Origin of the sequence: Nocardioides bruguierae (assembly GCF_023656415.1) — a bacterium.
In the GTDB taxonomy this organism is placed as follows: Bacteria; Actinomycetota; Actinomycetes; order Propionibacteriales; family Nocardioidaceae; genus Nocardioides; species Nocardioides bruguierae.
In genome coordinates, this window is record NZ_JAMOIL010000028.1 from 41292 (window position 1) to 62688 (window position 21397).

The following is a 21397-nucleotide window of genomic DNA, read 5'->3' on the forward strand; positions in this document are numbered from 1 at the left end:
CGAACTACGGCCAGAACGTGCTGTCCACCGGCCCGTACAAGGTCGAGTCGTTCCGCCCCAGCGACGAGCTCGTGCTGGTCAAGAACGACCAGTGGGACGCCGACACCGACCCGGCGCGTCACCAGTACGCCGACAAGTGGGTCTTCAAGTTCAACGCCGACCCCGACCAGACCGACCAGATCATGCTGAGCGACAACGCTCAGTCGCAGACGTCGCTCTCGACGGACCTGGTGGCGTCGAACTACACCGAGGCCCAGGACAAGCTGGGTGACCGCCTGGTCCAGCAGAGCCAGCAGTGCACTAGCTTCCTGTACCCGGACTACTCCAAGACGGACATGGCGTTCCGCAAGGCCCTGGCCTACGCCTACCCGTACGAGGACGCGTGGACCGCCGGTGGCTCGCTGCCGGGCGTGACCCGCACCCACGCGACGACGATCATGCCCCCGGGCATGGCCGGCAAGCCGGACTACTACGTCGACGGCGAGGAGATCTCCTTCGACCTCGACAAGGCCAAGGAGTACCTGGCCGAGTCCGAGACCGACCCGACCGTCACGATGATCTACTACGAGTCGGACCCGCTGGCCGTCGCCGCGCAGGACGTCATCACCAAGGGCTTCGAGGACGCCGGCTTCACGGTCAACGCCATCGGTGTCACCGAGTCGCCCTACGCCACCTGGCTGTCCCCAGACGACCCGACCAACAAGAAGCTGAACGTCCGAGGCGTCGCCTGGTGCTCCGACTGGCCGTCGGCCCTCACGTTCATCCCGCCGCTGTTCCGCGGTGACGCGGCCTACGACACGGGCTACTTCTCCGAGGACGACATCAACAGCCGCATCGACGAGATCCCCACCCTCCCGCAGGAGGAGCAGGCTGACGCCTGGGGTTCCCTCGACGAGCAGATCATGACCGACTACTTCCCGGCCATCCCGCTGGCGAACTACAACACGCTGTTCACCTTCGGCTCGAAGATCGGCAACCCCTCCGGCGACGAGGCTTCCGGCGCCCCGAACTACAAGAACCTCTACGTGATGCAGTGAGCGACCTCGTCGCCCGCTGACTGATCGTGAGCCTGTAGCTCACCAGCAGCACCCAGCAACACCAGCGTGGTGGGGGCTCCCGGACTCCGGGGGCCCCCACCACCACGGTCGGGCCCGTAACATCGGAATGCCCCGGCCGGACCGTTCCGCACCCGTCGGCCCCACCGGGCCGGCACTGGAGGAGACTCGTGTACGCCTACATCGTCAAGCGACTGCTCTCGGGAGTGGTGGTGCTCTTCCTCGTCTCGTTCTCGGTGTTCGCGTTGTTCTGGTTCGGCCCGAGCGCGCCGGCTCGACCGATGTGCGAGTCCAAGACCTCGAACCACTGCACCGACGACCGGCTCGAGCGCTTCACCGAGGAGCTCGGCTACAACAACAACATGTTCGCCGAGTACGGGCGCTACATGGGCGGCATCGTCACCGGCCGTGACGTCACCATCTCCGGCCAGACCACCGAGTGCCCCGCCCCCTGCTTCGGCCTCTCGTACACCACCGGCAAGCCCGTGTGGGACGACATGAAGGACCGGCTGCCCGCCACCATCTCCGTGGCCGTCGGCGGCGCGTTCCTCTACCTGATCATCGGCGTGCCCATGGGCGTGGCCGCCGCCAGACGCCGAGGGACGCTGGCCGACAAGGCCCTGGTCTCCTCGTTCCTGGTGCTCAGCTCCGTGCCCTACTACCTCTTCGCCCTCCTCACCTACCTGTACGTGGCGGTGTGGTGGGGCGTGCCCGGCATCGGCTCACCCGGCTACACGCCGATCACCGAGAACCCCGCGGCCTGGGTCTCCGGCCTGGCGCTCGCCTGGATCTGCCTCGGCGTCTTCGGCTGCACCCAGTACACCCGATATGCGCGTGGCGCGATGGTGGAGGCCCTCAGCGAGGACTACATCCGCACCGCCAAGGCCAAGGGTCTGCCGACGCGCACCGTGGTCTACAAGCACGGCCTGCGCGCCGCCCTCGTGCCGATCGTGACCATCTTCGGCATCGACTTCGGCACCCTGCTCGCCGGCACCATCTTCACCGAGAAGATCTTCGACATCAGCGGTATCGGCCTGTGGGCCCTCAACGCCATTGGCGACCGCGACCTGCCCATCGTGTCTGCGACCGCGCTCTTCAGCGCCGTGGTGCTGATCGTCAGCAACCTGCTCGTCGACATCGTCTACAGCGCCCTCGACCCGAGAGTGAGGCTTTCGTGACCGTGACCGCCCCCAGCAGCACCCGGCCGGGCGCGTCCAGCGGCGAGCCGTTCCTCGTCGTCGAGGACCTGACGGTGAAGTTCCCGACCGAGGACGGCCAGATCACCGCAGTCCAGGGCCTGAGCTACTCCGTCGAGAAGGGCAAGACCCTCGGCATCGTCGGCGAGTCCGGCTCCGGCAAGTCCGTCTCGTCCATGGCCGTGCTCGGCCTGCACGACACCAAGTCGGCCAAGATCACCGGCAGCATCCGCATCGACGGCCAGGAGGTCGTCGGTCTGAGCGAGTCCAAGATGCGCAAGATCCGCGGCCGCCAGGTCTCGATGATCTTCCAGGACGCCCTCGCGGCACTGCACCCCTTCTACAAGGTCGGCGGCCAGCTCGCCGAGGCCTACCGGGTGCACCACCCCAGCGCCTCCAAGCGCGAGGCCCGCCGCAAGGCGATCGAGATGCTCGACCGCGTCGGCATCCCGCAGCCGGACCGGCGCGCGGACGACTTCCCGCACCAGTTCTCCGGCGGCATGCGCCAGCGCGCCATGATCGCGATGGGCCTCATCAACGACCCGTCGCTCATCGTCGCGGACGAGCCGACGACCGCCCTGGACGTCACCGTGCAGGCGCAGATCCTGGACCTCCTCCAGGACCTCCAGCGCGAGTTCGACTCCGCGATCATCATGATCACCCACGACCTCGGCGTCATCGCCGAGATGGCCGACGACATCCTCGTGATGTACGGCGGCCGCGGCGTGGAGTACGGCACCGCGAAGGACGTCCTCACGCGTCCGCAGATGCCCTACACCTGGGGCCTGCTCTCGAGCGTGCCCGACGTCGCCGGTGACACCGACGCCCCCCTGATCCCGATCCCGGGCAACCCGCCGTCGCTGCTGAAGCCGCCGCCGGGCTGTGCCTTCAACCCCCGCTGCCTCCACAAGGACAAGGTCGCCGGCGGGCTGTGCACCTCGCAGATGCCGGAGCTCCTCGAGAGCCCGACCGTGCCGGGGCACCTGAAGCGCTGCCACCTGGCGGACCCCGACGCCGTGTACCAGGCCGAGGTCCTGCCCGTGATCGCGCCCGAGACGCTCGAGGAGAACGACCCCCGATGACCGAGACCAACGAGCCGACCACGGACGCCACCGGCGGCGCCAGCTTCGCCGACCTGGCCGGCCAGGAGCACCAGCCGCCGCGGCTCGACCCCGACGCCCCGCCCGTGCTGACCGTGGACAACCTGCGCATGTGGTTCCCGGTGAAGTCCTCCGGCGTCGTCTCCCGCACCGTCGGGCACGTGCAGGCCGTGGACGGCGTGTCCTTCGAGGTCCCCAAGGGTGGCGCCCTGGGCCTGGTGGGGGAGTCCGGCTGCGGCAAGTCGACCACCGGCCGGCTGATCACCCGCCTGTACAAGCCCACCTCGGGCTCGATGTACTTCGGCGAGAACCGGCAGGACATCGCCGCCATGTCGAACCGGCAGCTCAAGCCGCTGCGTCGCGACGTGCAGATGATCTTCCAGGACCCCTACACCTCGCTGAACCCCCGCCACACCGTGGGCGCGATCGTGGGTGCCCCGCTCGAGGTCCACAACGTGGTGCCGAAGAAGCAGGTGCTCAAGCGGGTCCAGGAGCTCCTCGAGGTGGTGGGCCTCAACCCGGAGCACTACAACCGGTACCCCAACGAGTTCTCCGGCGGTCAGCGCCAGCGCATCGGCATCGCCCGTGCCCTCACGCTGAACCCGAAGCTCCTCGTCGCCGACGAGCCGGTCTCGGCGCTCGACGTCTCCATCCAGGCCCAGGTGATCAACCTCCTGCAGGACCTGCAGAAGGAGTTCGACATCGCCTTCCTGTTCATCGCCCACGACCTCGCGGTCGTGCGCCACTTCTGCCCCGAGGTGGCCGTGATGTACCTGGGCAAGATCGTCGAGATCGCCGACCGGGACACGCTCTACAAGAGCAGCCACCACCCGTACACGCAGGCCCTGCTCTCCGCCGTGCCGGACATCAAGCAGGCCGCGGTGGGCGGTCGTCGTGAGCGCATCCGCCTCGAGGGCGACGTGCCGAGCCCGATCAACCCGCCGTCCGGCTGCCGGTTCCGCACCCGCTGCCCGATCGCGAAGGAGATCTGCGCCAAGGTCGAGCCGCCGCTGATGCAGATCGGCCCGCGGCACAAGGTGGCCTGCCACTTCCCGGCCGAGCTGGGCAAGGCGCCGCAGCACCCCGTCACCGCCGGCCTGCTGGGCGTCGACTCCCAGGGCAGCCCCGACGCCGGCGTGACGCCGACCGCGATCGCCGAGGGCCCCGGCTACGAGAAGCAGTGGTTCGACCTCCAGCGCCGGGAGATGGTGTCCGCCTGACCCCGCCACCCATGGCCGACAGCGGGGACGGCGGTCTCTTCGACGTCCCAGGAGCCGCCCCCGTCACCGGGGGCGGCTCGCTGTCCGTCAACACCAGTGCCTCCGCACCGCTCGCCGTGCGGATGCGTCCGCGCACCCTGGACGAGCTGGTGGGGCAGCCGCAGCTGCGCGAGCCGGGCTCCCCGCTGCGCCAGCTGATCGAGGACCAGCGCTCGCTCTCGCTCCTGCTGTGGGGCCCGCCCGGCACGGGCAAGACGACGATCGCCTCGATCGTCTCCCAGCAGACGTCACGCACCTTCGTCGAGGTCTCGGCCGTGACGGCCGGGGTCAAGGAGGTGCGGGCCGCGATCGACGGGGCGCGGGCCACGCTGGTGCGCGGGGGCACGGAGACGGTGCTCTTCGTCGACGAGGTGCACCGGTTCTCCAAGGCCCAGCAGGACGCGCTGCTGCCCGGCGTCGAGAACCGCTGGGTCACGCTGGTGGCCGCCACCACCGAGAACCCCTTCTTCTCGGTGATCTCCCCGTTGCTCTCCCGCAGCCTCCTGCTCAAGCTCCAGTCGCTCTCCGACGACGACGTGCGCCGCGTCGTGGACCAGGCGCTGGTCGACGAGCGCGGCCTGGCGGGGGAGTTCACCCTCGCCGAGGACGCGGCGGACCACCTCGTCCGCCTGGCCGGCGGGGACGCCCGCCGCTCGCTGACCTACCTGGAGGCGGCGGCCGGCGCCGCGGCCGGCCGAGGCGTCACCTCGATCGACCTCGAGGCCGCCGAGTCGGCCGTCGACACCGCCGCGGTGCGCTACGACCGGCAGGGTGACCAGCACTACGACGTCATCTCGGCCTTCATCAAGTCCATCCGCGGCTCCGACCCCGACGCCGCCCTGCACTACCTGGCCCGGATGATCGAGGCGGGGGAGGACCCCCGCTTCATCGCCCGACGGCTGGTGGTGCACGCCAGCGAGGACATCGGCCTCGCCGACCCGACGGCCCTCCAGGCGGCCGTGGCCGCGGCCCAGGCCGTGCAGCTGATCGGCATGCCCGAGGCGCGCATCAACCTGGCCCAGGCGACCGTCCACCTCGCGATGGCGCCCAAGTCCAACGCCGTCATCGTCGGGATCGACGCCGCGCTCGCCGACGTGCGGGCGGGCAAGATCGGTCAGGTGCCGCCCCACCTGCGCGACGCCCACTACGGCGGCGCGAAGGACCTGGGCCACGGCAAGGGCTACGCCTACCCGCACGACGAGCCCTACGGGATCGCCGCCCAGCAGTACCTCCCCGACGTGCTGGGGGACACGCGGTACTACCAGCCCAAGGAGATCGGGGCCGAGGCCGGCGTCAAGGAGCGCTGGGAACGCGTGCGGCGGATCATCCGGGGCAAGCGGTGACCTCCGGGCGCGGGTCGGGGCCCCGGGTTCGACGGGTAGGCTCCCGCCCATGACCGGCGAGTGGGGTGTGCCTGCGTGGGCGGCCGTGGCCGTCCTCGTGCTGCTCGCGCTGCTCGCCGCCGCCGTCGTCGTCCTGGACGCCGGCCTCCGCCGCGTCCGGCGCGAGGCCGCCTCCGAGGCAGCGGTGCTGCGGGAGCGGCTCAGCGCCCTGGAGCGCACGGCCCGGCCGACGGCCACGCCCAGCCGGCCGGCCGAGGAGTTCGTGATCACCGAGCTCGGGTCGGAGCCCGGTCACGCCCGGCCTGCCGGCGCCGCCGCGGACGAGGCGCCGACCGTGCCCGCCCCGCTCTTCGCCGACCTCGTGCTGCGCGAGACCACCGTCCAGGCGGGCGCGCTGCTCGCCGGCGTGCGCCGCGCGCTCGACCCCGAGACGCGGGCGCGGGTGCGAGTGGCGATGCGGCAGGAGCTGCGCCGCTCCCGCAAGCAGCGCCGCGTCGAGACCCGGCTCGCCCGACGGGCCTGGGCAGCCCGGCAGCGGCAGCAGCCGGACGCGGCGGAGCGCGTCGCATGAGCCGCGGCCTCTGGTTCGTCGCCGGGGCCGGAGCGGGGATGTGGGCGATGGTGCGCGCACGCCGCGCGGCCGAGGCGCTCACGGCCGACGGGCTCCGCGACCGGCTCTCCGCCCTGTCCGTCGGCGCCCGGATGGTCCGCGACGAGGTCGCCCAGGGCCGCGCCGACGCCGAAACCGATTTGCGCGAGCGGCTCGGCATGTCGCCAGATGGACCGCGAGCCCTGCCCGTAGCAGGGGACCAGCCCACGAGCAGCAGTACCCAGACCAGCCAGGTCGAGCAGGCCGCCCCGCGGCCGATCGAGAACGAGAGAGGCACCGACTGATGGAGACCGCCGAGATCCGGCGCAGGTTCACTGCCCACTTCGAGAAGAACGGGCACACCGTCGTCCCCTCCGCCTCGCTGCTGCTGGACGACCCGAACCTCCTGTTCGTCAACGCCGGCATGGTGCCCTTCAAGCCTTACTTCCTGGGCCAGGAGACGCCGCAGTGGAACCGCGCCACCAGCGTGCAGAAGTGCGTGCGGACCCTCGACATCGAGGAGGTCGGCAAGACCACCCGCCACGGCACGTTCTTCCAGATGTGCGGCAACTTCTCCTTCGGCGACTACTTCAAGGAAGGCGCCATCCGTTTCGCCTGGACCCTCATCACGGGGTCCGTCGAGGAGGGTGGTCTCGGCTTCGACCCGGAGAAGATCTGGGTCACGGTGCTGCCCAGCGACACCGAGGCCAAGGAGCTGTGGCACGAGGTCGCCGGGATGCCGTACGAGCGCATCCAGGAGCGTGGCCTCGAGGACAACTACTGGAACATGGGCGTGCCCGGCCCGGGCGGCCCCTGCTCGGAGATCTACATCGACCGCGGGCCCGAGTTCGGCCCCGACGGCGGCCCGAACGCCGACGAGGACCGGTTCCTGGAGATCTGGAACCTCGTCTTCATGCAGGAGTCGCTCTCCCAGGTCCGCTCCAAGGCGGACTTCGATGTCGAGGGCCCGCTGCCGGCCAAGAACATCGACACCGGCATGGGCCTCGAGCGGGTCGCCTACCTGCTCCAGGGCAAGCAGAACATGTACGAGATCGACGAGGTCTTCCCCGTCATCGAGAAGGCCGCCGAGCTCTCCGGCAGGACCTACGGCGAGAACCACGTGGACGACGTCCGCTTCCGGGTCGTCGCCGACCACGTGCGCTCCGCGCTGATGCTGATCAACGACGGCGTCACCCCGGGCAACGAGGGCCGCGGCTACGTGCTGCGCCGCCTGCTGCGCCGTGCGGTCCGCTCCATGCGCCTGCTGGGCTACGAGGGCCACGCCCTGGCCGAGCTCATGCCGGTCAGCCGCGACCGGATGAAGGCCTCCTACCCCGAGGTCGAGTCCGGCTGGGAGCGGATCTCCCGCGTCGCCTTCGCCGAGGAGGACGCGTTCCGCAAGACGCTCGCGGCCGGCACGCAGATCTTCGACAACGCCGCGGACCAGGTGAAGGCCGGCGGCGGCACCACCCTGGCCGGCGCGCAGGCGTTCGCGCTGCACGACACCTACGGCTTCCCGATCGACCTCACGCTGGAGATGGCCTCGGAGGCCGGCCTGAGCGTCGACGAGGAGGGCTTCCGCTCCCTCATGGCCGAGCAGCGTGCCCGCGCGAAGGCGGACGCGAAGGCCAAGAAGGGTCAGCACGCCGACACCCACCTCTACCGCGCGGTGCTCGACGAGCACGGCGCCACCGACTGGCTGGCCTACTCGACCCTGGAGACGGAGTCGACGGCGCTCGCGCTGCTCGCCGGCGGCGAGCCCGTGCAGGCGCTGACCGCGGGCCAGGTCGGCGAGGTCGTCCTCGACCGGACGCCGTTCTACGCCGAGTCCGGCGGCCAGGTCGCGGACGCCGGCACCCTGACGTTCGACGGCGGCAGCCTGGAGGTCCTCGACGTCCAGCGCCCCGTGCGCGGCCTGGTCGTGCACCAGGTGCGGGTCGTGGAGGGCGAGCTGACCCAGGACGCGGTCGTGCACGCCGCGGTCGACCCCTCGTGGCGCACCGGCGCCCGCCAGGCGCACTCGGGCACCCACGTGGTGCACGCAGCGCTGCGCGAGGTGCTCGGCCCCACCGCCCTGCAGGCCGGCTCCTACAACCGCCCCGGCTACCTGCGCCTCGACTTCGGCTGGACCCAGGCGCTGACGCCGGAGCAGGTCAAGGACATCGAGAACGTCTCCAACGAGGCGCTGCGCGCCGACCTGCCCGTCTCCTGGCAGTACATGAGCCTGCCCGAGGCCAAGGACTGGGGCGCCATCGCCCTGTTCGGCGAGACCTACGACGAGTCCCAGGTGCGCGTCGTCGAGATCGGCGGCCCCTGGTCGCGCGAGCTGTGCGGTGGCACGCACGTGGACCACTCCAGCCAGGTCGGCACCGTCGTCCTCACCAGCGAGTCCTCCGTCGGCTCCGGCAACCGCCGCGTCGAGGCGCTCACCGGTGTCGAGGGCTTCCGGTACCTGGCCAAGGAGCGCGACGTCGTCGCCGAGCTCACCGGCATCCTCAAGACCCAGCCCGACGACCTCGTCGGCCGTGTCGGTGACCTCGTCGAGCGTCTGCGCGGCGCCGAGAAGGAGCTCGAGCGCGTCCGCGTCGCCCAGCTGCTCGCGTCGGCGGGCGACATCGCCCGCGGCGCCGCGAAGGTCGGCACCGTCAACGTCGTGGCCCACCGCGCCGACGGCGCGAGCGGCGGCGACGTCCGCACGCTCGCGACCGACGTCCGCAACCGGCTGCCGCAGGGCGAGGCCGGGGTCGTCGTGGTCGTCGGCGTCGCCGACGGCAAGGTCGCGCTGGTCGCAGCCACCAACGACGAGGCCCGCAGCCGCGGGGTCAAGGCCGGAGACCTGGTGAAGGTCCTCGCGCCCGTGCTCGGCGGCAAGGGCGGCGGCAAGCCCGACATGGCCCAGGGCGGCGGCACCGAGGTCGGCAAGGTGGACGAGGCGCTCGCGCTGGTCGCCACCGAGGTCGGCAAGGCCGTCGGCGCCTGAGGCGGGGCGGTCAGCGTGCGGCACGGGGTCCGGTTGGGCGTCGACCCGGGGGACGCCCGGATCGGCGTCGCCCGCAGCGACCCGTCCGGGTTCCTGGCCACGCCCGTCGAGACGGTGAAGCGGGGCAAGGGTGACCTGTCCCGCCTCCGCCGCATCGGCGGGGACATCCAGGCCGAGTCCGAGCTCGTCGAGGTCGTGGTCGGGCTGCCCCGCTCGCTGGCCGGAGGTGAGGGGCCCGCGGCCACCAAGGTGCGCGAGTTCGCCGCACAGCTGGCGGCCAGGTTCGCGCCCGTTCCGGTCCGCCTCGTCGACGAACGGCTCAGCACCGTGGCCGCGGAGGCTATCCTTCGCGGCCAGGGGCGCAAGGGCAGCAAGCGCCGCGAGGTCGTCGACCAGGCGGCCGCAGTCGTCATCCTTCAGCACGCGCTCGACACCGAGCGCGCCACCGGCACGCCGCCGGGCGAGATCGTCGAGGAGCCCGCACGATGAGTGACCACGACCGCGACCCCGCCGTCGGCCCCGAGCCGACGGGCGGTGCGATCGGCGGCCTGTTCTCCGAGCCCGCCGAGGAGCCCACCGAGGAGCGCACGGGGCAGTCCGAGGCAGCCCCCGCCGCCTCGGCCTACGACCCCGGAGGTCGTCGACGTCGGCGCAAGAGCCGGCTGCCCGGCTACCTCGCCGTCATCGTCGTCCTCGCCCTCGTGGGCGTCGGCGGCTACTACGGCGTGCAGAAGGGCACCGAGTTCCTCCGCTCCCTGACCTACACGCCCGAGGACTACGACGGCCCCGGCCGCGGCCGGGTCCTGGTCGAGGTCGGCGAGGGCGAGACGGCCACCGACATCTGCCGCGTCCTCGCGGACGAGGACGTCGTCGCCTCCGTCGACGCCTGCATCGCCGCCGCGAACGTCAACGAGGACGCCGCAGGCATCCAGGTCGGCTACTACGAGCTGGCCAAGCAGATGAGCGCCGCCGACGCGATCGACGTGCTCGTCGACCCGGCCAACCTCGTCGGCAGCACGGTGACCATCCCCGAGGGCTCCCGCGTCCGCGACATCGTCAAGGCGGTGGCCTCCAACAGCAACTTCACCCGCAAGCAGCTGAACCGACTGCTCGCCAGCCCGCAGAAGATCGGTCTCCCGGCCGAGGCCGACGGCAACCCCGAGGGCTACCTCTTCCCGGCGACCTACACGATCACGCCGGACACCACCGCCAAGAGCCTGGTCACCGACATGGTCGCGCAGACGACCGCGGTCGAGCAGGAGCTGGGCATCGCGGCGAAGGCCGAAGCCCTGGGCCTGACCCCGCACGAGATCATCACCGTCGCGAGCATCCTCGAGTACGAGGCCAACAACAAGGGCGACTACGCCAAGGTCGCCACCGTCATCTACAACCGCCTCGACCTCGGCATGGCGCTGCAGATGGACTCCACGGTCTCCTACGTCAGCGGTCGCGAGGGCGACGTGTGGACCACGGCCGAGGAGCGGGAGGACGACTCCCTCTACAACACCTACAAGTACTCCGGCCTGCCGCCGGGCCCGATCGGCTCGCCCGGTCGCGTCAGCATGCGCGCGGCGCTGAACCCGAAGGAGGGCGACTGGCTGTACTTCGTCCCCGACTTCGAGACGGGCAAGACGCTGTTCGCCGCCACCTACTCCGAGCACCTCGCCAACGTGGCGAAGGCCAAGGAGTACTGCCAGAGCAGCGACGCCTGCTGATGGCGGGTCGATGACACCGGCCGCCGGTCGCGAGCGTGGCCGGGCCCTCGTCATCGGGGACCCGGTCGCGCACTCGCTCTCGCCGGTGCTGCACCGCGCCGGCTACGAGGCGGCCGGGCTGAGCGGCTGGGGCTACGAGCACCAGCAGGTGCCCGAGGGCGCGCTGGCCGCGTTCCTCGACTCCCTGCCCGAGGACGTGCGCGGGCTGTCGGTCACCATGCCGCTCAAGCGGGAGCTGCTGGGCCTGGCCCGGGAGCGTGGTTGGGGCGTCAGCCCGCACGCCGAGGCCGCCTCCGGGGCCAACACCTGGGTGCGCGACCCCGCCGCGCCGGGCGGGGCGCGCGTGGACAACACCGACCTGCCCGGCGCCGCCGCGGCCGTGCGCGAGCGGTGGAGCGGCGCCGTCGAGCGCGTCGCGGTGCTCGGCGGCGGTGCGACGGCGGCGTCGGTGGCGCTGGCCCTGACGGACCTCGGCGCCCGGGCGATCAGCTTCCTGGTGCGCTCCCCGGAGCGGGCCCGGGCCACGGTCGACGCGGTGACCGCGTACGCGCCCGGGGTAGGTGTCGACGCGGTGGACCTGACGACCGGCGTGCCGGCCGACGTCCTGGTCTCGACGGTGCCGGCCGACGCGCAGGACGCCCGCCAGTGCGCGCGTGCCGAGGCCCCGGTGGTCTTCGAGGTCGTCTACGACCCGTGGCCCACGCCCCTGGCCGCGGCCGCCCTCGCGCAGGGCAGCGTGCTGGTGACCGGGCTGGACCTGCTGGTGCACCAGGCGGTGCTCCAGTTCGAGCAGTTCACGGGCGTGCCGGGCCCGCTCGCCGCGATGCGCGCGGCGGGCGAGGCCGCCGTGGCGGCGCGTCGGGACGACGGCGCTCGCTGAGCAGGGAAGACTGGACGTCGTGGATGCCGACCCGCTGATCACCGCCCTCGTGGCGGCGCTGGTGGTCGGCGTGCTGGGCGCGTGCGCGCCGGCCGTGGTGCGGCGCCTGCCGGCGCCGGCGGGGGAGCCGCACCCCGACGACCCGCCGCGTCCCTCCTGGTCCGAGCTGGCCTCGGGCCGGTGGCTTGCCGTCGGCTGCGGGCTCGCCGCCGCGGCCGCCGCCGCACTGCTCACCCTGGCGCTGGGCGCCGGGTGGTGGCTCGCGTGGCTGCTGCCCGTCGTCCCGGTGGCCACCTGGCTGGCCGTGATCGACGCGCGGACCCGCCTGCTGCCCCGGGTGCTGGTGCTCCCCGCCACCGGCGTCGTGCTCGTCGTGGCGCTGCTGGAGTGGCTGGTCGCCGGGCACGGACGCACGGTCCTGGTCGCCGTCCTGCTCGCGCTCGCGGCCCGCAGCGTCTTCTGGGTGCTGTGGCGGGTCAACGCCTCCGGCCTCGGCTTCGGCGACGTCCGGCTCGCGCTGCTCCTCGGCCTGCCGCTGGCCCGGCTGGGCCCCGGCGAGCTGGTGCTGGGGCTGTGGCTGGGCTTCCTGCTCGTCGGCGCCGCCGGCCTGGGGCGGGTGGTGGCACGCCGCGACCGCTCGCTGCTGCGCAGCCACGTGCCCCTCGGGCCGGGCCTGATCGTCGGTGCCCTGCTCGGGGCGCTGCTCGGCGGTGCGCTGCTCTGAGGCCCGTCGGTCTCGCGCCGTGACGGTGCTGCGGGCGCCGTGTGACGAGCGTGAAACACTGACCCCATGCTGCGTTGGCTCACTGCGGGGGAGTCCCACGGACCCGCCCTGGTCGCGATCCTCGAAGGTCTGCCCGCCCACGTCCAGGTGACGTCGGGCGACATCGCCGACTCGCTGGCCCGGCGCCGGCTCGGCCACGGCCGCGGTGCGCGGATGAAGTTCGAGCAGGACCAGGTGACCCTCACCGGCGGCGTCCGCCACGGCGAGACGCTCGGCGGCCCCGTCGCCATCGAGGTCGGCAACACCGAGTGGCCCAAGTGGGAGCAGGTCATGTCGGCCGACCCGGTCGACGCCGAGATCCTCGACGGCCTCGCGCGCAACGCCAAGCTCACCCGGCCCCGCCCCGGTCACGCCGACCTGGTGGGCATGCAGAAGTACGGCTTCGACGAGGCCCGGCCGATCCTGGAGCGCGCCTCGGCCCGCGAGACCGCGGCGCGCGTGGCACTCGGCCGGGTGGCGTCCAACTTCCTCGAGCAGGCCTGCGGCATCCGCCTGCTCTCCCACGTCGTCGAGATCGCCGGGATCAAGGTCCCCGCGGGCACGGTGCCCCCGGACGCCTCCGAGGCCACCGTGGCGGCGCTCGACGCCGACCCGGTCCGCTGCTGGGACGCCGACACCGCCAAGCTGATGACCGAGCGGATCGACCAGGGCCACTCCGACGGCGACACGCTCGGCGGCGTCGTCGAGGTCGTCGTCCACGACCTCCCGCCGGGGCTGGGCAGCCACGTCCACTGGGACCGTCGCCTCGACGCGAAGCTCGCCGGCGCCCTCATGGGCATCCAGGCGATCAAGGGCGTCGAGGTCGGTGACGGCTTCGAGCTCGCCTCGACGCCGGGCTCGCAGGCCCACGACGAGATCGTGCCCACCGACGACGGGATCCGCCGCACCTCGGGCCGCTCCGGTGGCACCGAGGGCGGCATGAGCACCGGCGAGGTGCTGCGCGTGCGTGCCGCGATGAAGCCCATCGCCACCGTGCCCCGGGCGCTGCGCACCGTCGACGTCGCCACCGGCGAGGAGGCCGTCGCGCACCACCAGCGCTCCGACGTCTGCGCCGTGCCGGCCGCCGGCATCGTCGCCGAGGCCATGGTCGCGCTGGTCATCGCCGACGCCGTCCTGGAGAAGTTCGGTGGCGACTCGGTGGCCGAGGTCGCGCGCAACGTCCGCTCGTACATGGAGACGCTGAACTACCGATGAGCCAGGACCCGGCGATGAGCCAGCCGAGCGGCGGCCCGCGCGTGGTGCTCGTGGGCACCATGGGCGCCGGCAAGACCACGGTGGCCGGTCTGCTCGGTGAGCTCCTGGGCCTCAAGGTGCGCGACACCGACCTCGACATCGTCGCCGCGGAGGGTCGCGAGATCAGCGACATCTTCGTCGACGACGGCGAGGCGCACTTCCGCGCGCTGGAACGAGCAGCGGTCGCCTCGGCGCTGGCCGACCACCCCGGCGTCCTGGCCCTGGGCGGGGGAGCGGTGCTCGACCCCACCACCCGCGCCCTGCTCGCCGAGCACCCCGTCGTCTTCCTCCGGGTCGGGCTCACCGACGCCGTGCGCCGCGTCGGCCTGGGCTCCTCGCGGCCGATGCTGCTCGGCAACGTCCGCGCCCGCGTCAAGCAGCTCATCGACGAGCGCACCCCCGTCTACGAGTCCGTCGCGCGGCACAGCGTCGACACCGACGGGCGCACCCCCGCCGAGGTGGCCGCCGAGGTCGCCGCGCTGCTGCAGGAGGCCCCGCGATGAGCACCACCGACCAGCCCACCGTCCTGCACGTGGGTGGCTCCGCCCCCTACGACGTGGTCGTCGGTCACGGCGTCGCCCAGCGGCTCGTCGACCTCCTCGGCACGCGGCCGACCCGGGTCGCGCTCGTCGTCGCGGAGGCCCTCGTCGAGCTCGCGGGCCCCGTGCGCGAGGCGCTCGCGGGCGCCTACAGGCTCACCGAGGTCGTCGTGCCCGACGGCGAGGCCGCCAAGACCCCGGCGGTCGCCGCACGGTGCTGGGACGCGCTCGGCGAGGCCGGCTTCACCCGCTCCGACGCCGTGGTCACCTTCGGTGGTGGCGCCACCACCGACCTCGGCGGCTTCGTGGCCGCCTCCTGGTTGCGCGGCGTGCCGGTCGTGCACGTGCCGACCACGCTGCTGGCCATGGTCGACGCCGCCGTCGGCGGCAAGACCGGCGTGAACACGGACGCGGGCAAGAACCTGGTCGGCGCCTTCCACGAGCCCGCGGGCGTGCTGTGCGACCTGTCGCTGCTGGCCGGCCTGCCCCGCCGCGACCTCGTCGCCGGCATGGGCGAGGTCGTCAAGTGCGGCTTCATCGCCGACGAGCGCATCCTGGAGCTGGTGGAGACCCAGGACGTGGAGGCGGTGCTCGACACCGACGGACCCGTGCTGCGCGAGCTGGTGGAGCGGGCCGTCGCGGTGAAGATCGACGTCGTCGTGGGCGACCTCAAGGAGGCCGGGGGCTCCGAGCTGACGGGCGCCCACCCCGGTCGCGAGGCGCTCAACTACGGCCACACGATGGGCCACGCCATCGAGCGCGCCGAGCACTACGGCATGCGGCACGGGGACGGCGTGGCCATCGGCTGCTGCTACGTCGCCGAGGTCGCCCGGCTGGCGGGCGTCCTGGACGAGGCCACCGCCGCCCGGCACCGCGCCGCCTTCGCGCGCGTCGGGCTGCCCACCGGCTACGACGGCGCCGACTTCGAGGAGCTGCTGGCCGGCATGAAGCTGGACAAGAAGACCCGGGGCGACCAGCTGCGGCTCGTGGTCCTGGACGCCGTGGGCCGCCCGCGCATCCTCGCGGGGCCCGCCGAGGAGCACCTGCGCGCCGCCGACGCACTGATGCGGGCGCACGCATGAGCGAGGCGCCGCGGCCCGTGCTCGTGCTCAACGGCCCGAACCTGGGTCGACTGGGGCGACGGCAGCCGGAGATCTACGGGACCACCACCCACGCCGAGCTCGTCGCCCTGTGCGAGCAGTGGGGCGCCGAGCGCGGCCTGGCGGTCGAGGTGCGCCAGACCAACCACGAGGGGGTGCTCGTGGACTGGCTCAACGTCGCTGCGGACGAGCGCACCCCCGTCGTCCTCAACGCCGCTGCCCTCACGCACTACTCCTACGCCGTCCACGACGCCTGCGCGCAGCTCGAGGCGCCGCTGGTCGAGGTGCACCTCTCCGACCCGGAGGCCCGGCCCGAGGAGTGGCGCCACCACTCCGTCGTCCGCCCCCACGCCGTCGAGGTGGTCAAGGGCCACGGCGTCGACGGGTACCGGCTGGCGCTGGGAGTCCTCGCCGACGTGCTCACCGGCACCGATCGGACGTAGACTTTCCCGCCGGTGCGCCCTGCCCCTCGCAGGTGCCGCGCCCACCGCACCTGCGCGGCCCCCGCGGTCCGCGCGTCACCTGAACACGGATAGGGAACCAGCGAGCGCATGGCCACCACGAACGACCTCAAGAACGGCATGGTCCTCAACATCGACGGCCAGCTCTGGTCCGTCGTCGAGTTCCAGCACGTGAAGCCGGGCAAGGGCCCCGCGTTCGTGCGTACCAAGCTGAAGAACGTCGAGTCGAACAAGACCGTCGACAAGACCTTCAACGCCGGCACCAAGGTCGAGACCGCCACGGTCGACCGCCGCAGCTACCAGTACCTCTACAACGACGGCACGAACTTCGTGTTCATGGACACCTCCACCTACGAGCAGCTCGAGGTGACCCCGGAGATCGTCGGCGACGCCGCGAACTTCCTGCTCGAGAACAACGAGGCGATCATCGCCACGAACGAGGGCCGCGTGCTCTTCGTCGAGCTCCCCGCCTCCGTCGAGATGGTCATCACCTTCACCGAGCCCGGCCTGGCCGGCGACTCCGCGACCGGCCGCACCAAGCCGGCCACCCTGGAGACCGGTCACGAGATCCAGGTTCCGCTGTTCATCAACCAGGGCGAGAAGGTCAAGGTCGACACCCGCGACTCCTCCTACCTCTCCCGCGTGAAGGGCTGACGCCTCCCTCCATGGCTGCACGCACCAAGGCACGCAAGCGCGCGCTCGACCTGCTCTTCGCCTCCGAGCTCCGGAGCGAGTCGGCCGTCGACGCCCTCGACCGGGCCGTCGCCGAGGGCGACGCCCCGACCAACCCCTACACGGGCGTCCTCGTCCGTGGGGTGGTCGAGCACGCCGAGGAGATCGACGCGCTGATCTCCGCCCACGCGACCGGCTGGACGCTCCAGCGGATGCCGGCCGTCGACCGCAACGTCCTGCGCGTCGCGGTCTGGGAGATGCTGCACGCCGACGACGTCCCGGCCGCGGTCGCGATCTCCGAGGCCGTGGGCCTGGTCCGCGACCTCTCCACCGACGAGAGCCCGCAGTTCGTCAACGGCGTCCTCGGTGGCGTCCAGCGGGGCCTCGCCAAGGCCTGAGCGCCCGTCCGTCGCAGCGCTCCTCGCACCGTCCTGCGCCCCGTCCGCCCTCCCGGGTGGGCGGGGCGCGGTGCTTCCCCAGGCAGGCTGGGCCCATGAGCGCGTCTCCCGCCCCCGAGCCCCTGTCCGTCGACCTCTGCGTGATCGGCCTCGGCCCGGGCGGGGAGGCGGCCGCCTCGGGCGCCGCCACCGCCGGCTTGGACGTGCTCGCCGTCGACGCCCACCTCGTCGGCGGCGAGTGCCCCTACTACGGGTGCATCCCGTCGAAGATGATGGTCCGCGCCGCCGACGCGCTGGGTGAGGCCCACCGCGTCGGCACCCTGGCCGGTGACGTCGAGGTCGTCCCCTCCTGGACGCCGGTGGCGACGCGCATCCGGGACGAGGCCACCACCGGCTGGGACGACACCATCGCCGTGCGACGACTCCAGGACGCCGGCGCCACCGTGCTGCACGGCACCGCCCGCCTCGTCGGGGAGCGGGCCGTGGAGGTGACGCTGCCCGACGGGTCGGTGCGCGCGGTGACGGCCCGTCGCGGCGTCCTGCTGAACCCGGGCACCCGCCCCGCGACGCCGCCCGTCGACGGCCTGGCGGGCACCCCGTTCTGGACCAACCGCGACTCCGTGCGGGCCACCGCGGTGCCGCCGCGCCTCGTCGTGCTCGGCGGTGGTCCCGTCGGGGTCGAGCAGGCGCAGGTCTTCGCCCGGTTCGGCGCACGGGTGACGATCGTGCAGCACGGCGAGCGGCTGCTGCCCGGGGACGAGCCCGAGGCCTCCCGCCTGCTCGAGGACGTCCTGGTCGGCGAGGGGCTGCGCGTGCTGACCGGGCGCTCGCTGGAGCACGTCGCGCACGCCGACGGGCTGTTCTCGCTGACGCTCGACGACGGTGAGCACCTCGAGGCCGAGCAGCTGCTCGTGGCCGCCGGGCGCACGCCCAACCTCGATCGGGTGGGCCTCGAGAGGGTCGGGCTGGACCCGTCCTCGCGCACGCTCGAGGTCGACGACCGCTGCCGGGTGACGGCGCTCGGCGACGCGGACCCGTGGCTGTGGGCCATCGGGGACGTCACCGGCCACGGAGCCTTCACCCACGTCTCGATGTACCAGTCCGCGGTCGCCCTCGCCGACGTCCTGAGCGCCGACCACGAGCCCGCCCGCTACCACGCGGTGCCGCACGTGACCTTCACCGATCCCGAGGTCGGCGGGGTGGGACTCACCGAGGCCGCCGCGCGCGAGGGCGGGCTCAGCGTGCGCACCGGCACCACCGCCCTGGAGTCCTCCAGCCGCGGCTTCACCCACGGGCCCGGCGCCCGCGGCGTCCTGAAGCTGGTCGAGGACGCCGAGCGGGGGGTGCTGGTCGGGGCGACCGCCGTCGGCCCCGGCGGTGGCGAGATCCTCGGCCTGCTCGCGCTGGCCGTGCACGCGGAGGTGCCCGTGGCCACGCTGCGCACGATGATCTACGCCTACCCGACGTTCCACCGAGCCGTGGAGACGGCCCTTGCGGACCTCTCCTGACCACCCGGCCGGGTGAGAGGGTCCGTCACCCACCCGGGTACCGGTCCGGCATGACCTCACTCGCCGACCGTGCGCCCTCGCCCAGCCACCTGAAGCCCTCGGACAGCAAGCTCCACACGGCCGGCCGCATCGGCATGGCGGCCTACGGGGTCGTCTACATCCTGGTGGGCTGGCTGGCGCTGCAGCTCGCCATCGGCTCCGGCGGGGACAACGCCAACGCCTCCAGCTCCGGGGCCATCCACCAGCTCGCGCAGCAGCCGCTCGGCGCCGTCCTCGTCTGGGCCGTGGCGATCGGGCTCATCGCGCTCGTGGTGTGGCAGCTGAGCCAGGCGATCTGGGGCCACACCGACGAGGACGGCGCCAAGATGTGGGCCAAGCGCGGCAAGTCCCTGGCCAAGGCCGTCACCTACGGCTTCATCGCGGCCTCCGCCATCCAGCTAGCCGTCGCCGACTCCACCGGCGGCGGTGGCGGTGGGGGCGGCGGTTCCTCCACCGACTCCTGGACGGCTCGCCTGATGAGCGCCCCGGCCGGGCAGCTCCTGGTCGGCGCGGTCGGTCTGTTCATCATCGGACTGGGCGTCTACTACGTCGTGAAGGCCTACACGGAACGCTTCCGCAAGGAGCTCGACGGCGAGGGCAAGAGCGGTCAGAGCGGTCGCGCGCTCCTGATCCTCGGCAAGGTCGGGTACACCGCCCGCGGCATCGCGTTCGGCGTCGTCGGTGGCCTGTTCGTGTACGCGGCCGCCACCCACTCCGCCAAGCAGTCGGGCGGCCTCGACCAGGCGCTGCTCACCATCCGCGACGCCCCGGCGGGTCCGTGGCTGCTCGGAGCCGTGGCCGTCGGCATCGCCTGCTACGGCGTCTTCTGCCTCGCACGGACCAAGCACCTGACCGAGAGCTGAGCCCGGCAGACTGCTCCGCATGAGCACCAGCCCCACCGCCGACGACCCCACCCGCCCGCAGCCCCTCCACCGCACCGTCGACGTGGTCGTGCTCGGCATGGGCAGCGGCGGGGAGCACGTCGCCCACAAGCTGCTCGACGCCGGGCTCGAGGTCGCGGGCGTCGAGGCGGGCCTGGTGGGCGGCGAGTGCCCGTTCTGGGGCTGCACCCCGTCCAAGCTGCTGATCCGGTCCGCCGACGCCCTGGCCGAGGCGCGGCGTGCCGGGCACCTCGCCGGCGACGTCGACGTCCGCCGCCCGGACCTGGGGCCCGCCGCGGCGCGCGTGCGGGAGGCCAACCACGACTGGGACGACGAGGCCCACGCCGGCCCGCTGCTGGGCAAGGGCCTCGACCTGGTGCGCGGGCACGGCCGGCTCGAGGGGAGGGACGCGGACGGGGCGGTCCGGGTGCGCGTCACCACCACCGGGGGCGGCTCGGACAGCGACACCGACACCGTGCTGCTCACGGCCCGCCGTGGCGTCGTGCTCAACACCGGCACCGAGCCGGCCGTGCCGCCGGTCGAGGGCCTGGCCGGCACGCCCTACTGGACCAACCGCGACGCCGTCGCGCTCACCGCCGCGCCCGACTCGGTGGTCGTGCTCGGCGGCGGGCCCATCGGCGCCGAGCTCACCCAGGTGCTCGCCCGGTTCGGCTCGCGCACCACGCTGGTGGAGACCGAGCCCCGGCTGCTGGGGCCCGAGGAGCCCGAGGCCGGCGACCTGCTCGCCGACGTCCTGCGCACCGAGGGCGTGGACGTGCGCACCGGCACCACCCTCACCCGCGTGGCCCACGGCGACGGCGGGTTCACCTGCACCCTCGTCGCGGACCATGGCGGGGACGAGGACGGTGACGAGGACGGGGGCGAGGCCACCGTGACCGCGGACCACCTGCTCGTCGCGACCGGCCGACGACCGCTGCTCGACGACCTCGGACTGGAGACGGTCGGCCTCGACCCCGCGGCCGCCACCGTGCCCGTCGACCCTCGCTGCCGCTCGGCCGCCGAGGGGGTCTGGGCCGTCGGTGACATCACCGGCGAGGGCGCGTTCACGTCGGTCGCGCTCTACCAGGGGGCGCTGGTCGTCCAGGACCTGCTCGGCACCGCCACCGGTGGACCCGACACCCACCCCGAGGAGTGGGGTGACTACCGCGCGGTCGCCCGCGCGACGTTCACCGACCCGGAGGTCGGCGCGGTGGGCCTGACCGAGGCACAGGCGCGGGAGGCAGGCATCGACGTGGTCACCGCGATCGCGGACGTCGGCCGGGACTCGCGCGGCTGGATCCACGGCGCCCACGGCCTGATCAAGGTCGTGGCCGACCGTGAGGCCGGCGTCCTGGTCGGGGCCACGGCGGTCTCACCGGCCGGGGGAGAGGTGATCGGTCTGTTCACGACCGCCGTGCACGCGCGCGTGCCGGTCGCGACGCTGAGTCGGATGCACCTGGCCTACCCGACCTTCCACCGGACCGCCCGCGTCGTGCTCGCGAAGCTGGGCGAGGCCGGCGTGTGAGCACCGTGCGGACCTAGGGAGTGTCTGGTTATTCGCGTAGCCAGATGGTGATGGTGCGGAGCACGACGCCGCCTCGGTAGACGACAGCCAGCTTGTCGTAGCGGGTGGCGATCCCTCGCCACTGCTTGTGGTCGTTGAAG

21 protein-coding genes and 1 pseudogene are annotated in these 21397 nt (G+C 72.8%); 21 read left to right on the forward strand and 1 reads right to left on the reverse strand.

Annotated elements, in window-relative coordinates; translation table 11 throughout:
* Nucleotides 1-17 precede the first annotated feature (17 nt).
* The 21 genes from M8330_RS17560 (at nucleotide 18) to M8330_RS17660 (ending at nucleotide 21257) form a co-directional block, all read left to right on the forward strand.
* Nucleotides 18-1037 (forward strand): ABC transporter substrate-binding protein, encoded by a 1020-nt coding sequence (locus M8330_RS17560; RefSeq protein WP_250828386.1) that lies wholly within the window; start codon nucleotides 18-20, stop codon nucleotides 1035-1037.
* 188 nt (nucleotides 1038-1225) lie between these two features.
* Nucleotides 1226-2233 carry an ABC transporter permease gene (locus tag M8330_RS22560; protein ID WP_250051669.1) on the forward strand — a complete coding sequence of 336 codons (1008 nt, stop codon included), beginning with the start codon at nucleotides 1226-1228 and terminating at the stop codon, nucleotides 2231-2233.
* On the forward strand, nucleotides 2230-3333 hold the full coding sequence (locus M8330_RS17570) for an ABC transporter ATP-binding protein (RefSeq protein ID WP_372490256.1): 1104 nt from the start codon (nucleotides 2230-2232) through the stop codon (nucleotides 3331-3333). The genes M8330_RS22560 and M8330_RS17570 overlap by 4 nt, the downstream gene beginning before the upstream one ends.
* 128 nt (nucleotides 3334-3461) lie before the next feature.
* Nucleotides 3462-4571, forward strand: a complete 1110-nt coding sequence (locus M8330_RS17575) for an ABC transporter ATP-binding protein (RefSeq protein ID WP_250828402.1) — start codon at nucleotides 3462-3464, stop codon at nucleotides 4569-4571.
* A gap of 11 nt (nucleotides 4572-4582) precedes the next feature.
* Complete coding sequence (locus M8330_RS17580) at nucleotides 4583-5953, forward strand: replication-associated recombination protein A (protein WP_250828388.1); 1371 nt, start codon at nucleotides 4583-4585, stop codon at nucleotides 5951-5953.
* Nucleotides 5954-6002: 49 nt separating this feature from the next.
* Nucleotides 6003-6524: a hypothetical protein gene (locus M8330_RS17585; RefSeq protein ID WP_250828389.1), complete on the forward strand. Its 522-nt coding sequence runs from the start codon at nucleotides 6003-6005 to the stop codon at nucleotides 6522-6524.
* Complete coding sequence (locus M8330_RS17590; RefSeq protein ID WP_250828390.1) at nucleotides 6521-6847, forward strand: DUF6167 family protein; 327 nt, start codon at nucleotides 6521-6523, stop codon at nucleotides 6845-6847. The genes M8330_RS17585 and M8330_RS17590 overlap by 4 nt, the downstream gene beginning before the upstream one ends.
* Nucleotides 6847-9522: an alanine--tRNA ligase gene (alaS, locus tag M8330_RS17595; protein ID WP_250828391.1), complete on the forward strand. Its 2676-nt coding sequence runs from the start codon at nucleotides 6847-6849 to the stop codon at nucleotides 9520-9522. Before M8330_RS17590 ends, alaS begins: the two co-directional genes overlap by 1 nt.
* 15 nt (nucleotides 9523-9537) lie before the next feature.
* Nucleotides 9538-10011, forward strand: a complete 474-nt coding sequence (gene ruvX, locus M8330_RS17600; RefSeq protein ID WP_250051681.1) for a Holliday junction resolvase RuvX — start codon at nucleotides 9538-9540, stop codon at nucleotides 10009-10011.
* Nucleotides 10008-11237, forward strand: coding sequence for an endolytic transglycosylase MltG (mltG, locus tag M8330_RS17605; protein ID WP_250828392.1), 1230 nt, complete (start codon nucleotides 10008-10010; stop codon nucleotides 11235-11237). The genes ruvX and mltG overlap by 4 nt, the downstream gene beginning before the upstream one ends.
* A gap of 10 nt (nucleotides 11238-11247) precedes the next feature.
* Nucleotides 11248-12117 carry a shikimate dehydrogenase gene (locus tag M8330_RS17610; protein WP_250828393.1) on the forward strand — a complete coding sequence of 290 codons (870 nt, stop codon included), beginning with the start codon at nucleotides 11248-11250 and terminating at the stop codon, nucleotides 12115-12117.
* Nucleotides 12118-12136: 19 nt separating this feature from the next.
* Entirely contained in the window at nucleotides 12137-12841 is a 705-nt protein-coding gene (locus tag M8330_RS22565; protein WP_250828394.1) for a prepilin peptidase, read from the forward strand.
* A 66-nt stretch (nucleotides 12842-12907) separates the two neighbouring features.
* Nucleotides 12908-14095, forward strand: coding sequence for a chorismate synthase (aroC, locus tag M8330_RS17620; RefSeq protein ID WP_250828395.1), 1188 nt, complete (start codon nucleotides 12908-12910; stop codon nucleotides 14093-14095).
* Nucleotides 14096-14109: 14 nt separating this feature from the next.
* Complete coding sequence (locus tag M8330_RS17625) at nucleotides 14110-14637, forward strand: shikimate kinase (protein ID WP_250828396.1); 528 nt, start codon at nucleotides 14110-14112, stop codon at nucleotides 14635-14637.
* Entirely contained in the window at nucleotides 14634-15755 is a 1122-nt protein-coding gene (aroB, locus tag M8330_RS17630) for a 3-dehydroquinate synthase (RefSeq protein WP_250828397.1), read from the forward strand. Before M8330_RS17625 ends, aroB begins: the two co-directional genes overlap by 4 nt.
* Nucleotides 15752-16216 carry a type II 3-dehydroquinate dehydratase gene (locus M8330_RS17635; RefSeq protein ID WP_250051693.1) on the forward strand — a complete coding sequence of 155 codons (465 nt, stop codon included), beginning with the start codon at nucleotides 15752-15754 and terminating at the stop codon, nucleotides 16214-16216. The genes aroB and M8330_RS17635 overlap by 4 nt, the downstream gene beginning before the upstream one ends.
* Nucleotides 16217-16324: 108 nt before the next feature.
* Nucleotides 16325-16888: an elongation factor P gene (gene efp / locus M8330_RS17640; RefSeq protein WP_250051694.1), complete on the forward strand. Its 564-nt coding sequence runs from the start codon at nucleotides 16325-16327 to the stop codon at nucleotides 16886-16888.
* Between the two features lie 11 nt (nucleotides 16889-16899).
* The gene (nusB, locus tag M8330_RS17645) at nucleotides 16900-17304 is read left to right on the forward strand and encodes a transcription antitermination factor NusB (RefSeq protein ID WP_250051695.1); all 405 of its coding nucleotides are present in this window, start codon (nucleotides 16900-16902) and stop codon (nucleotides 17302-17304) included.
* A 95-nt stretch (nucleotides 17305-17399) separates the two neighbouring features.
* Complete coding sequence (locus M8330_RS17650) at nucleotides 17400-18812, forward strand: dihydrolipoyl dehydrogenase family protein (protein ID WP_250828398.1); 1413 nt, start codon at nucleotides 17400-17402, stop codon at nucleotides 18810-18812.
* Between the two features lie 50 nt (nucleotides 18813-18862).
* Complete coding sequence (locus M8330_RS17655; protein ID WP_250828399.1) at nucleotides 18863-19714, forward strand: DUF1206 domain-containing protein; 852 nt, start codon at nucleotides 18863-18865, stop codon at nucleotides 19712-19714.
* Between the two features lie 19 nt (nucleotides 19715-19733).
* Nucleotides 19734-21257 carry a dihydrolipoyl dehydrogenase family protein gene (locus M8330_RS17660; protein ID WP_250828400.1) on the forward strand — a complete coding sequence of 508 codons (1524 nt, stop codon included), beginning with the start codon at nucleotides 19734-19736 and terminating at the stop codon, nucleotides 21255-21257.
* Nucleotides 21258-21285: 28 nt separating this feature from the next.
* Here the strand turns inward: M8330_RS17660 and M8330_RS22735 are convergent.
* Nucleotides 21286-21397, reverse strand: a pseudogene (locus M8330_RS22735) (IS5-like element ISMt1 family transposase); the annotation flags it as partial.